Annotated in this window: 11 protein-coding genes; 2 read left to right on the top strand and 9 right to left on the bottom strand. The window is 71.1% G+C overall.

Going from position 1 to position 12,283, the window contains the following annotated elements; all coding sequences use genetic code 11:
- The 3 genes from ACZ53N_RS31500 to ahcY all read right to left on the bottom strand — a co-directional run.
- Positions 1 to 215, bottom strand: a 215-nt coding sequence (locus tag ACZ53N_RS31500; protein ID WP_469144227.1) for a hypothetical protein, incomplete at its 3' end; no start/stop codon positions are given.
- A gap of 235 nt (positions 216 to 450) precedes the next feature.
- Complete coding sequence (locus tag ACZ53N_RS31505; protein WP_469144228.1) at positions 451 to 1,065, bottom strand: hypothetical protein; 615 nt, start codon at positions 1,063 to 1,065, stop codon at positions 451 to 453.
- Between the two features lie 93 nt (positions 1,066 to 1,158).
- Positions 1,159 to 2,616, bottom strand: a complete 1,458-nt coding sequence (gene ahcY / locus ACZ53N_RS31510; RefSeq protein WP_356456133.1) for an adenosylhomocysteinase — start codon at positions 2,614 to 2,616, stop codon at positions 1,159 to 1,161.
- A gap of 388 nt (positions 2,617 to 3,004) precedes the next feature.
- On the opposite strand from ahcY, the gene ACZ53N_RS31515 reads away from it, so the two are divergent.
- Positions 3,005 to 5,002, top strand: a complete 1,998-nt coding sequence (locus ACZ53N_RS31515; RefSeq protein ID WP_469144229.1) for a fructose-specific PTS transporter subunit EIIC — start codon at positions 3,005 to 3,007, stop codon at positions 5,000 to 5,002.
- A gap of 102 nt (positions 5,003 to 5,104) precedes the next feature.
- On the opposite strand, the gene ACZ53N_RS31520 is transcribed toward ACZ53N_RS31515, so the two are convergent.
- The 5 genes from ACZ53N_RS31520 to ACZ53N_RS31540 form a co-directional block, all read right to left on the bottom strand.
- Complete coding sequence (locus tag ACZ53N_RS31520; RefSeq protein WP_469144230.1) at positions 5,105 to 6,073, bottom strand: cation diffusion facilitator family transporter; 969 nt, start codon at positions 6,071 to 6,073, stop codon at positions 5,105 to 5,107.
- A gap of 89 nt (positions 6,074 to 6,162) precedes the next feature.
- Positions 6,163 to 7,362, bottom strand: coding sequence for a mannose-6-phosphate isomerase, class I (gene manA, locus ACZ53N_RS31525; protein WP_469144231.1), 1,200 nt, complete (start codon positions 7,360 to 7,362; stop codon positions 6,163 to 6,165).
- A gap of 104 nt (positions 7,363 to 7,466) precedes the next feature.
- On the bottom strand, positions 7,467 to 8,621 hold the full coding sequence (locus ACZ53N_RS31530) for an SIS domain-containing protein (protein WP_469144232.1): 1,155 nt from the start codon (positions 8,619 to 8,621) through the stop codon (positions 7,467 to 7,469).
- An 85-nt stretch (positions 8,622 to 8,706) separates the two neighbouring features.
- Positions 8,707 to 8,892: a Trm112 family protein gene (locus ACZ53N_RS31535; protein WP_184734151.1), complete on the bottom strand. Its 186-nt coding sequence runs from the start codon at positions 8,890 to 8,892 to the stop codon at positions 8,707 to 8,709.
- 616 nt (positions 8,893 to 9,508) lie between these two features.
- On the bottom strand, positions 9,509 to 10,597 hold the full coding sequence (locus ACZ53N_RS31540; protein WP_469144233.1) for a DUF5937 family protein: 1,089 nt from the start codon (positions 10,595 to 10,597) through the stop codon (positions 9,509 to 9,511).
- 99 nt (positions 10,598 to 10,696) lie between these two features.
- Between ACZ53N_RS31540 and ACZ53N_RS31545 the strand changes: the two genes are divergently transcribed.
- Entirely contained in the window at positions 10,697 to 11,026 is a 330-nt protein-coding gene (locus ACZ53N_RS31545) for a hypothetical protein (protein WP_469144234.1), read from the top strand.
- Here ACZ53N_RS31545 and ACZ53N_RS31550 read toward each other — a convergent pair.
- Positions 10,946 to 12,127: a threonine aldolase family protein gene (locus ACZ53N_RS31550; RefSeq protein WP_469144235.1), complete on the bottom strand. Its 1,182-nt coding sequence runs from the start codon at positions 12,125 to 12,127 to the stop codon at positions 10,946 to 10,948. The genes ACZ53N_RS31545 and ACZ53N_RS31550 overlap by 81 nt on opposite strands.
- Positions 12,128 to 12,283 lie beyond the last annotated feature (156 nt).

Below are 12,283 nucleotides of genomic sequence, written 5' to 3' on the forward strand. Positions count from 1 at the left end.
CCTTTGTACTCACCCTCTCGGGCTTTCCTCCGGGCGCTTCCCTTCGGTATTTCGTGTTCCGACTCTATCAGATCCTTTTCCGTGCCGTTCCCGGCCCGAATTTCGTTTCCGATCCCCATCGGAGGGGGTTTCGCCTTCTTGCTTTCGCTTTCCGGCGATTCCGACTTTATCAGATTCGTTCCGGCCGAGCTAATCGGCCTTTCCGCTTCCAACAAGGAGTCGAAGATGCTCGGCGTGAATTCAATTCACAGTCCGAAGCGATTCAGATACTAACGGTTGCGAGTGAACCTGTCCAGTTCGTTGCAACTGCTCGAATCTACCTCCCCTGGCATCCTGTGTCAACAGGTTTTCTGGGGCGAGGAGGACACTAGCAGGTCAGCGGGGGCCGATGCACATCCGACGGCACGCCCATCGGCGTAGTCGGCGGCTCCTTCACCCGAAACGGCTCCGTCAGCTGAACGACGAGGGCGGGCTCTCCAGGTCCTCGAGCTCGATGCCCGGGGCCGAGAGGACCACGTCGCCGGCGAGGTGGACCGTGTGTTGTTCACCGGTGTCCAGGGCGCTGACCTGGTACTCGTCCACTTCCAGCGGGCCGTTGTCAGTGGCGTGTGCTGTCCTGCTGATCAGCGCCCACGACTGGTCGAGGGTGCGCGGGGCGAGGACGGGCGCGGTGAAGGAGACGAGCCGGACCCGGGTGGCTCCCCCGCCGGGGGAAAGCCGGAGGAGGCGGGAGACCGCCACGTAGAAGGCCGGGGAGGTGCCCGTGAAGGTGTGTGCGGCGACGTTGCCCTCCGTCGCGTGCTCGCCGGTCGGATCCGTGCGGACCCACGTCACTCCGTCCAGCGCGGCCCCGCGCACCTGCCAGCTCGCGGCGTGGAGCTGGAGACGGATCGGGCGGCCGAGTTCATCGAGGGTGAGGTCGACGGAACCCGAGTGGTCGCCGGAGGGGGCGGTGGTCTGGGAGACGTAGCGCCAGCCTGACGGGCCGGTGGCGCAGTGGAAATGCTCTTCACCGAGGGGGGTGTGATCGTGCGGGTCGTGGAGGGAGTAGCGGCCGCGGGGCATGGTGGGGTCCTTGACGGGGAACGGGACAGGCCCCCGCCGAGGGCGGGGGCCTGGTACCGGCTGTGGGGCTACCGGCTTCTGGCGCGGGTGCGATCAGTAGCGGTAGTGGTCCGGCTTGTACGGGCCCTCGACCGGGACGCCGATGTACGCGGCCTGCTCCGGGCGGAGCGTCGTGAGCTTGACGCCGAGGGCGTCGAGGTGGAGACGGGCGACCTTCTCGTCCAGGTGCTTCGGCAGCACATAGACGTCGGTCGGGTAGGACTCGGGCTTCGTGAAGAGCTCGATCTGGGCCAGGGTCTGGTCCGCGAACGAGTTCGACATCACGAAGGACGGGTGCCCGGTCGCGTTGCCCAGGTTCAGCAGACGGCCCTCGGACAGCACGATGAGGACCTTGCCGTCGGAGAAGGTCCAGGTGTGGACCTGCGGCTTGACCTCGTCCTTGACGATGCCCGGGATCCTGGCCAGGCCGGCCATGTCGATCTCGTTGTCGAAGTGGCCGATGTTGCCCACGATGGCCTGGTGCTTCATCTTGGCCATGTCGGCGGCCATGATGATGTCCTTGTTGCCCGTCGTGGTGATGAAGATGTCGGCGGTCTCGACGACGTCGTCCAGGGTGGTGACCTGGTAGCCGTCCATCGCGGCCTGCAGTGCGTTGATCGGGTCGATCTCGGTGACGATGACCCGGGCGCCCTGGCCGCGCAGCGACTCGGCGCAGCCCTTGCCCACGTCGCCGTAGCCGCAGACGACCGCGACCTTGCCGCCGATGAGCACGTCGGTGGCGCGGTTGATGCCGTCGATCAGCGAGTGGCGGCAGCCGTACTTGTTGTCGAACTTCGACTTCGTCACGGCGTCATTGACGTTGATCGCCGGGAAGAGCAGGTTGCCGTCGCGCTGCATCTCGTACAGACGGTGGACGCCCGTCGTGGTCTCCTCGGTGACACCGCGGATCTCGGACGCCAGCTGCGTCCACTTCTGCGGGTTCTCGCCGAGGGTGCGGTTCAGCAGGGTGAGGATCTGGGCGAACTCCTCGCTGTCCGCGGTGGCCGGGTCCGGAGCGGCGCCGGCCTTCTCGAACTCGACGCCCTTGTGGACCAGGAGGGTGGCGTCACCGCCGTCGTCCAGGATCATGTTCGGACCGCCGGTGGGGGTGTTCGGCCAGGTCAGCGCCTGCTCCGTGCACCACCAGTACTCCTCCAGGGTCTCGCCCTTCCAGGCGAAGACCGGGACACCCTGCGGGTTCTCGGGGGTGCCGTTCGGGCCGACGGCGATGGCCGCGGCCGCGTGGTCCTGGGTGGAGAAGATGTTGCAGGACGCCCAGCGCACCTCGGCGCCCAGGGCGACCAGCGTCTCGATGAGCACGGCCGTCTGCACGGTCATGTGCAGCGAGCCGGTGACACGGGCGCCGGCCAGCGGCTGCGCCTCCGCGTACTCCTTGCGGATCGCCATCAGACCGGGCATCTCGTGCTCGGCGAGGGTGATCTCCTTGCGACCGAAAGCTGCCAGCGACAGGTCCGCGACCTTGAAGTCCTGGCCGGTGGAGGTGGTGGTCATACGGGCTGCTCCTCCTGAGGGGCGAGCGAGGGTGGGTACGGCCGTGCACGCGGTCAGGCTGCTGGACATTGTGGACACACTCGTCCCCTGGCCGCAGCGCAGTCCGTCGGAGGCCCTCTCTCCCTCGGCCGGTCCGTCGTGCGGGCCGCCCGACCGCCATCAGCAGCGACGTCTGGCTCTGGTCACGAATCTACACCGGGCTGCCCGGTGAACCCCAGCCCCGTTCGACTCACGACGGGCGGAGTGACAGGTTCCGGCCGCTCAGGGGCCCTGTCGGCGGCGGGATTTGAGGGCTGTACCGCTTTGCCCGGCCGGTCGCGTGTTGCAGGATGCGGTGAACGCGGGGGCCACAGCGCCCTCCTGTGCGACGAGTGGTGAGGAGATCCATGTGACCAGTCCAGCCGATCCCCCCGACGGCGCGGGGACGGGCGGGCCGAGGCTCAGGCTCCTCGCCGTGACCGCCTGCCCCACCGGGATCGCCCATACGTACATGGCCGCCGAAAAGCTGGTGCAGGCCGCGCAGGCGCTCGGTCACGAGATGAAGGTCGAGACCCAAGGCTCCATCGGCGCCGAGAACGTACTGTCTGACAACGATGTCATACAGGCGGACGGCATCATCGTCGCCGCCGACAAGGACGTCGATCTGAGCCGCTTCGCGGGCAAGCGTGTGCTCTCGGTCGGTGTCACCGAGGGCATTCACCATCCGGAGCGGCTGATCGAGCGCGTCCGGAGCGCGCCGGTCCATGAAGGCGGGGGCACAGGGCGCGGAGCGGGCGGCGGTACCGGGCTCGCCGCACCGGCCGACGGGTCGGGCGGGGAGGGCGGGAAGCAGCGCGGCGTCGGCTACAAGGCGCTGATGAACGGCGTCTCGTACATGATCCCGTTCGTCGTCGTCGGCGGGCTGCTGATCGCGGTGTCGCTCGCGCTGGGCGGACACGCGCAGCCCGACGGCGGTCTGGTGATCCCGGAGGGCTCCTTCTGGAAGCACGTCAACGACATCGGCGTCATCGGCTTCACGCTGATGGTGCCGATCCTGTCCGGCTACATCGCCTACGCCATCGGCGACCGGCCCGCGCTCGTCCCCGGCATGATCGGCGGCTGGATCGCCAACACCGGCGCGCTGTACGACTCGGAGTCGGGTGCGGGCTTCATCGGTGCGATCGTCACGGGCTTCCTCGCCGGCTATCTGGTCGTGTGGATCAAGAAGGTCGAGGTCCCCCGGTTCGTCCGGCCGATCATGCCGATCATCGTCATCCCGATCGTGGCGACCTCGGCGCTCGGCCTGTTCTTCATCTATGTCATCGGCAAGCCGATCGCGTGGGTCTTCGAGCATCTGACGGACTGGCTCGGCGGGCTGACGGGGACGAGCGCGGCGCTGCTCGGGGTGATCCTCGGCCTCATGATCGCGTTCGACATGGGCGGACCGGTCAACAAGACGGCGTTCCTCTTCGGCGCGGGGCTGGTCTCCAAGAACCCGGAGATCATGGGCATGTGCGCGGCGGCCATCCCGGTGCCGCCGCTCGGTCAGGGGCTGGCGACGCTGCTGCGTCGGAAGCTGTTCAGCGAACAGGAGCGGGAGACCGGTCTGGCGGCACTGTTCATGGGGTTCTTCGGCATTACGGAAGGTGCTATTCCGTTTGCTGCCGCCCGGCCCGCCCGGGTGATTCCGGCGAACATGGCGGGCGGCGCGGTGGCGGGCGCCATCGCGGGGCTCGCGGCGGTCACCGACAGCGTGCCGCACGGCGGTCCGATCGTCGCCGTACTGGGCGCGGTCGGCGGGGTGCCGATGTTCTTCGTCGCCATCGCCGTCGGCGCGGCGGCGACCGCGCTGACGACCGTCACCCTGATGTCGGTGGGAGGCGGCGTGCCCAGGGAAAGCGCTGTCGCGAGCGCACCCACCGCACACCCCGAGCCCACCCCGGGTTCCGGTGCGGCGCTCTCCGGCTGTCTCACCGAGGTGACGGTGCGGCAGCGGCTCGTGGCGGACGAGAAGGAAGCGGCGATCCGTGAGATGGCCGGACTGCTCGCCGCCACCGGCAAGGTGACGGACACCGACGCGCTCGTCGCCACGGCCCTCGCCCGGGAGGCGCTCGGGACGACCGGCCTCGGCGAGGAAATCGCCATTCCGCACGCCAAGACCGATGCCGTCTCGGCACCGGTGGTGGGCTTCGCCCGGTCCGCCGAGGGCATCGAGTGGGGCGCCCCGGACGGGACGAGGGCCCGGCTCATCTTCATGATCGCCGTGCCGGAGGCGGCCGCGGGGGATGTGCACCTGCGGATCCTCGCGCTGCTGTCGCGGAGGCTGATGGACCCGGGCTTCCGGGAGCGGCTGCTGGCGGCTCCGGACACCGGAGAGATCATGCGGGTGCTGGGCGAGATCCAGTAGGCCCCCGCGGTATCTCCAGTAGGCCCCGCGCGCGAAGGCCCCCGCGGAATCCGCGGGGGCCTTCGTTCATGCGTCGGGCACCCTCTCGGTGGAGAGCCGGGCTCAGTGGAGAGCCGGACCCCCGGGGGTGGCGGCGGGATCCGCGCCCGCGGCGGCGGCCTCCGCGTTGTAGATGTCCGGCTCCAGGTAGATCACCCGGGCGATCGGAACGGCCTCGCGGATCCGCGCCTCGGCCGCGTCGATCGCCGCGGCGACCTGGGTGGCCGAGGACTCGGCCGGTACCGCGATCTTGGCAGCGACCAGCAGTTCCTCCGGGCCCAGGTGGAGCGTGCGCATGTGGATGACCCGGGTCACGGACTCGCCGTCGACGGCCGCGGTGCGGATCCTGGCGACCTGGTCGGCGCCGGCCGCCTCACCGAGCAGCAGCGACTTCGTCTCGGCGGCCAGGACCAGTGCGATCAGGACGAGCAGGGCGCCGATGCACAGCGTGCCGATGCCGTCCCAGACGCCGTCGCCGGTGCCCATGGTCAGCAGCACGCCGCCGAGCGCCAGCACGAGGCCGACGAGGGCGCCGAAGTCCTCCAGCAGGACGACGGGCAGCTCGGGGGCCTTGGCCGTACGGATGAAGGAACGCCACGACTGCTTGCCGCGCAGCTCGTTCGACTCCTTGATGGCCGTGCGGAACGAGAAGCCCTCGGCGACGATCGCGAAGACGAGCACGCCGACCGGCCAGTACCAGTTGTCCAGGTCATGCGGGTGCTTGATCTTCTCGTAGCCCTCGTAGAGGGCGAAGACGCCACCGATGGTGAACAGGACGATGGAGACGAGGAATCCGTAGATGTACCGCTCGCGGCCATAGCCGAAGGGGTGTTCCTCGCTCGCCTGCTTCTGCGCCTTCTTGCCGCCGAGCAGGAGCAGCGCCTGGTTGCCCGAGTCGGCCACCGAGTGCACGCCCTCGGCGAGCATCGACGACGAGCCGCTGAACGCGAACGCGACGAATTTCGCCACGGCGATGGCCAGATTCGCGCCCAGCGCGGCGACGATGGCCTTGGTTCCGCCTGATGCACTCATGTGTAACGCTTTGTCCCTTCCGCCCCTGGAATTGCTTTGCTTTTCCTTTACGGCGGGTCATTGTTGCAGCCGGGGGGCGGGGCCGCGCGTCAGGCCACCACTGTGGCGCGGAAGACGGTGGCCCCGCCGTGCAGGGTGACACGCTCGTCGGCCCGTACGAAGACGGACTGGCCCCGGTCGAGGAGCAGTTCGGCGCCCTCGGCGTCCCGCAGGACGGCGGTGCCGGAGGTGCACAGCAGGATCTGCGCGGCACCGGACGGCAAGGCGGCCCCTTCGGCGCCGGGCGCCAGGACATAGCGGGAGAGCCGGAACTCGTCGATCGGTGTCTCGTAGACCTCTTCGCCCGCCGCGTCGGCCTCGGGGCGCAGGACACCGGGCTCGCCGCTCTCGAAGCGGACGACGCGCAGCAGTTCGGGGACGTCGACGTGCTTGGGCGTCAGACCGCAGCGCAGCACGTTGTCCGAGTTGGCCATGATTTCGACCCCGAGGCCGTCGAGGTAGGCGTGCGGGACGCCGGCGCCGAGGTAGAGGGCCTCGCCGGGCTGGAGGCGCACATGGTTGAGGAGCATCGCGGCGATGACGCCCGGGTCGCCGGGGAAGTGCCGGGCCGCGGCGGCGTACGCCGCGTACGCGCCTCGGTGCGGGCCGTCCTGCGCGGCGAGCCGTTCGGCGGCCTCGGCGGCCCGGTCGACGGTCTCGGCCATGACGGCGCGGTCGGCGGTCAGGACGGCGGTGAGGACCTCGCGCAGGGCGTCCGCCTCGGGGTGGGCGTGCAGGAGGTCGACGTACGGCTTGAGGGAGTCGACGTCGAGGGCGGCGAGCAGTTCGGCGGTGGCCGCGGGCGCGCGGAAGCCGCAGAAGCCGTCGAAGGGTGTGAGCGCGCAGATCAGCTCGGGCTTGTGGTTGGCGTCCTTGTAGTTGCGGTCCGGGGCGTCGAGGGGGACGCCGCGCTCCTCCTCGGCGGCGAAGCCGTCGCGGGCCTGGGCGAGGTCGGGGTGGACCTGGAGGGAGAGCGGGGCGGCGGCGGCGAGGACCTTGAGCAGGAACGGCAGCCGGGGCCCGAAGCGCCGGACGGCCGCGGTGCCCAGCTCGCCCTCGGGGTCGGCGGCGATGGTGTCGGAGAGCGCGCGGGGGCCGTCGCCGCGGTCGATACGGGAGGGGGCACCGGGGTGCGCGCCCATCCACAGCTCGGCCTGCGGCTCGCCGGTGGGCGGGGTGCCGAGCAGGTCCGGGATCGCGGTGGTGGAGCCCCAGGCGTAGGGGCGCGCGGTGTTGTCGAGGCGGTCCATGGGGCGGTTCCTGACTGTTCGTACGACGGGGACCCGGCTGCGGGCGAGGGGGCGGGCCGCCCGCCCGCAGCCTGAATCGCTTCTACGGGGCCTGGGGAACGCCGCTACGGAGTGCAGGCGAGCGTCAGGTAGACGGCGGCGAAATCCGTGATGGCGAGGAGTTCCGCGGCGGTCTCCAGGGGGCTGCTGCCCTCGGCGGCCTCCAGCTCGCTGACGGGCGTCTCGCGTTGCAGGGCCAGCGCGCGGGCGGCGGGTGAGGGTGAGGTGATCTCCTCTTCCCGGTCGCGGAGCAGGACGACGCGGGCGTGCAGTTCCTGGGAGTCCTCGACGCGGTCGCGGAAGAAGTCCTCGGGGTCGGCCCCGGCCGCGAAGGCCCCGGCGAGCAGGGTGCCGTGCGCGGTCAGCGCCTCCGGCAGCTCGGCGGCGAGGGCGGGACGCCCGGCGAGCGCCGCGAGGACGGTCGCGAAGTGGCGTCCGACGGCGGCGGACAGCTCGCCCTCGGTCCAGATGAGCGGGAGGGTGTCCGACAGCTCGGCCGCGAGGGTCTTCGCGGGATTGCCGTAGGTCGCGATGGCGGGGCCGCAGCGCTCGGCGGTCCAGTCGAGACGGGCCGCGAGCGCCTCCAGGGCCGTCGGCGGCACGTCGAACAGGCCGATGCGCCCGAGCAGGGCGAGCATCGGGGTGAGCAGGGACCACAGGGTGCCGGGGCCGGCGGGCAGGCCGGGGGCGGCGTCGGCCTGGGCGCCGCCCGCCACGGTCTCGTACGGGGCGGTGGCCAGCGGGATCGCGAGGCCGCGGGCCTGGACGGTGGCGTCGGCGAGCGGGGCGCCCACGGGCGAGACGCAGACGACGGAACAACCGCGTCGGTAGGCCTGCTCGATGAGCAGGGCGAGACCCGGCTCCGAGCCGTCCGGACTGGCGACGAGCAGCAGGTCCAGCGGCCCGGCCCAGCCGGGCAGCGTCCACTGCAGGGCGCCCGGGGCGGGGGCGACCCCGGCCGGGCGGATCAGGGCGACGGGGCAGCCGCCGCCCGCGAGAGCGGTGAGCAGGTCGGCGGCACAACCGGCGGTGGGGCCGGGGCCGGCGACCAGGACGGCGCGCGGCCGCCCATCTGGTTTGAGGGCGTCGACGCCGGCCTCGGTCGCGTTGCGCGCGGCCGTACGGACCCGGGCGCCGCACTCGGCGGCACCGCGGAGGAGACCGTGGGTGTCGGCGCGGGACAGAGCTTCGGGATCATCGAGAAGGGTCTCGTCGAACACCGTTGATCAGCCTCCGGTCGCCGTGGGATAAGCCATGCGGTGTGCCTGACGGGGTCAGGGTGACGGAGTCAGGCCGTTATGGGGATCAGGCGGGGCGGCGGGCCTCGTCCACGAGCAGGACCGGGATGCCGTCGCGGACGGGGTAGGCCAGCCCACAGCTCTGGCTCTCACACACCAGCTCGGGGTTCGGCTCGGCGTCGGATTCCTCGCGGAGGGGGGCGTGGCACGCCGGGCAGGCGAGGATCTCCAGGAGACCGGCTTCGAGCGGCATGGGGTTCCCTTCGGAATGTGCGTTTCTGTTTGGTCAGCCTACCGCTGGCCTTGCCGGCCTGTAGTAGGCAACGAACCTTTGCGGGTTCCCCGCCGTTGCCGCTGCGCGGCGGGCTTTGACCTTTGCCTTGTGCGGCGCCGTTTCCCGCTGCGCGGGCGGTGCCGCTGCGCGGGGCTGTGTCAGGTCGGTGCCGGGCCTCCGGGGGCCTGGGGTGGGGCTGCTTCGCTTTACGCCCCACCACACGCCCCCTCCGACCCGTCCCCTCCTGCCGGTGGGGGAGAAAAACCAGTGGGTGACCCGCACGCGACTGGTGACCGTCACCACACCGGGTTTGTTTTTCCCCACCCACCACGGGAGGGGGCGGGGCGGAGCGGGCCTGTTGTTCGGGCGTAAAGCGAAGCAGCCCGAACAACAGGCCCGCGGAGGCCCGACACCGCACCTGAACAGCCCCGCGCAGCGGACACGCCCCGCGTCAGCGGGAAACGGCGGGGAACCCGGCAACGTTCAAAGCCCCGCGCAGCGGACACGCAACGTTCAAAGCCCCACGCAGTGGACACCGCCCCGCGCAGCGGGAAACGGCGAGCCACCCGGCAAGGTCAAAGCTGCCACGCAGTGGCTACCGCAAGACCGTCTCCAAGAAGTCACTGCCCAGCCGGGCAACCAGCGTCAGATCCAACTGGTGCAACACATACCGCCCCCGCCGCCGCGTCGTCAGCAGACCCGCCTTCTTCAACACCGCGATGTGCCGAGACACCTCGGGCGGTGTCAGCCCATAAGCGGCGGCCAGCTCCCCCGTGGTGTGCGGGCCGCGGGCCAGCGTGCGGCACAGGCGCATCCTTACCGGGTGGGCGAGGGCCTCCAGGCGTTCCTGGACCAGCTGGGGGGCTGTGAGTTGGGGCAGTTCGGGGCCCGCGACGGGGTATTGGATCACCGGCTGCCAACCGGACCGGTGCACGACGAACAGGTGCGGCCAGCCGAAGGCTGTCGGCAGGAAGGTCACCCCTTGCCCGTAGGCCGTCGTCCGGCCGCTCGCCAGCTTGTCGACGACGATGCGGGTCTGGTCCTCGCCGTGGGAGAGCGAGACCGCGGGGGACACCGCGGCCAGGGCTTCCGCCAGGCCCTTGCGTCGCAGCAGGTCCGCCTTGTGACGGGCGTCCGCCGCGAGCTGGACCCGGACGCGCTGCCAGTTGTCGCCGAAGAATGCCTGCTCGCAGTCCTCCAGCAGCCGCCGCAGCCAGGCGCGCAGGGCGCGCGGGTTCTCCAGCATCCGGTCGGTGAACTCCGCCTGGCGCGGCCCGCGGGCCGCCGACAGCTCGCGGACCCGCGCCCGCTGTCCCGCGTCGACCAGCGGGGACGGCAGGCCCCGCTCGTAGCCGGTCGTGCAGGTGATCTCGAACGCCGCGGAGGTGAACGTCTCGTCGTCCATCCGGTCGAGGTCGTCCAGCTCCTCGGCGAGCGTGGCCCGGGGGACGGCGGGCAACAGGAGGTCCGAGCGCGTGGAGCGCCACAGGAAGTCGGCCTCGGTCAGCCGGTCGGCGAGATCCGGCTTGAGGGAGGAGGCCGTGGCGGTGGCCCAGGGGTGCAGTCCGGGGTGGTGGCCGGGCTCGGACAGGGCGTGCAACATCGCGCCCAGCTCCGCCAGCGGGGACGGGCTGAACCGAATGCGCTCGGTGGGCAGGCCGGTGATGTCGATGTCCACGCTCATGCGCTCATCGTGCCTCTCTTCTCGCAGGTCGGGCCGTCGATTGACGGTCCTCGTCAATCCACGCGCCGACGGCCCGGGACCGGCGCGAAGGTGATGCCCATGAACGCGACTCAGCAGCACATGCTCGATCTCTACCGCGCCGCCCAGAACGGCGAGCCCGCGCCGCCGGCCCCGGGCCGCGGTGACTGGCAGGCCGTCCGCGAATTCCGCACCTGGCGGGAGTTCCGGGCGGTCGTCGACGAGAACACCGCGACCCGCCGCGCCCGTTGGGCGGCACTGCTCCGACTGCTGCGGCCCGCCAACCGCACCACCGGAGCCGTCCCGGCCCGCACCCCTTCGCTCTCCCCGTCAGCGGTCCGTCGCGACGCGGTCCAGGAGGGCGCTGACAGCCGCGCCGACGTCGTCGGCCGTCCAGCTCAGTGCGGATGAGGCGACGGTGACCTCGGTGACGGACAGGCCGGGTATCCCGCCCGGGAACCAGCGGTTGAAGAGGTTGGTGCGGGTCTCCTCCGCGAGCCGCACCCCCGCCTCTTCCAGGACCTCCGGCGGATACGGCAGCCACACCTGGAACTGATGGGTGTGCGGCACCTCCGGGTTGATCCGGAACCACGGCACCCCCGCCGTGCCGAACGCCTCGCCCAAAGCCTTCGCCACGATTTTCGCGTGCGCCACATACGAGGGCAGCCGCGGCAGTTCGCGGTCCAGCCCGGCCAGCGCGGAGAGGACCGTCGGCCACTGCTGGGCGACCTGGCCGCCGTACCGGTGCCGCCAGGCCTTCGCCTCCTCGATCATCGACGCGGGCCCCGCCAGGGCCGCCCCGGCGATGCCGTCGAGCGACTTGTAGAACGACACATAGACCGAGTCGGCGAGAGCGGCGATGTCCGCCAGGCCGACGCCGAAGTGCGTAGGGCACTCCCACAGCCGGGCCCCGTCGAAGTGGACCACCGCGTCCCGCTCGCGGGCGGCCTCGACCACCTCCGTCAGCTCTTCCCACGTGGGAAGCACAAATCCCGGCTCGCGCAGCGGCAGTTCCAGGGCGAGCGTCCCGAAGGGCTCGTCCAGCTCGCGGATCTCCGCGGCCGTCGGTGTCCGCGGCTCGTCCGTGGGGTGCACCGGGCGCAGACCGCTCAGCACCATGTACGCGTCGCGCTCGTGCTTCTCCAGGTGCGACAGCGGGTGCAGGGCCACGGCGTCGTTGCCCGTACGGCCCGCCCAGCACCGCAGCGCCACCTGCTGGGCCATCGTGCCGGTGGGGAAGAACGCCGCGGCCTCCATGCCGAGCAGCTCCGCGGTCCGCGCCTCCAGGTCGGCGACGATCCCGTCGCCGTAGGCGTCCAGCCAGCCGTCCAGGTCATACACGTCCGGGGCCTCGGCGGTCAGCTCGGCCAGCCGCTCGCCGATGGTGCGGGCGAAGGGGCCGGCCGACAGGACCCGCTCGGAGCCGCGCAGCGCCGCCAGCCTGCGGCCGCGGCTCACCTCCCGTACGCCCTCGTCGCCCGTGCCGTCCGTGTGATCGTTCTCGTCAGCCATGCCCCGATCATGACGCACGGGCCCGACACCGGCCATGAGTTATCCACAGGCTGCGAGCGGCGTCCGCCACCTTGTCCACAGGGCCCGCGATGCCCAGAAGGGGTCCGCGCACTCTCGCGTAGCATGACGAAGGAATCGTCCGGTACCCCCCGCGGA

It is taken from the genome of Streptomyces sp. NPDC033229 (assembly GCF_055576875.1).

What these genes read in the sequence shown, in the direction of transcription:
- ACZ53N_RS31540 (WP_469144233.1), bottom strand. Translation starts at nt 10,597, where the DNA reads ATGAGCGTGGACATCGACATCACCGGCCTGCCCACCGAGCGCATTCGG.
- ACZ53N_RS31505 (WP_469144228.1), bottom strand. Translation starts at nt 1,065, where the DNA reads ATGCCCCGCGGCCGCTACTCCCTCCACGACCCGCACGATCACACCCCC.
- ACZ53N_RS31545 (WP_469144234.1), top strand. Translation starts at nt 10,697, where the DNA reads ATGAACGCGACTCAGCAGCACATGCTCGATCTCTACCGCGCCGCCCAG.
- ACZ53N_RS31535 (WP_184734151.1), bottom strand. Translation starts at nt 8,892, where the DNA reads ATGCCGCTCGAAGCCGGTCTCCTGGAGATCCTCGCCTGCCCGGCGTGC.
- ACZ53N_RS31520 (WP_469144230.1), bottom strand. Translation starts at nt 6,073, where the DNA reads ATGAGTGCATCAGGCGGAACCAAGGCCATCGTCGCCGCGCTGGGCGCG.
- manA (WP_469144231.1), bottom strand. Translation starts at nt 7,362, where the DNA reads ATGGACCGCCTCGACAACACCGCGCGCCCCTACGCCTGGGGCTCCACC.
- ahcY (WP_356456133.1), bottom strand. Translation starts at nt 2,616, where the DNA reads ATGACCACCACCTCCACCGGCCAGGACTTCAAGGTCGCGGACCTGTCG.
- ACZ53N_RS31550 (WP_469144235.1), bottom strand. Translation starts at nt 12,127, where the DNA reads ATGGCTGACGAGAACGATCACACGGACGGCACGGGCGACGAGGGCGTA.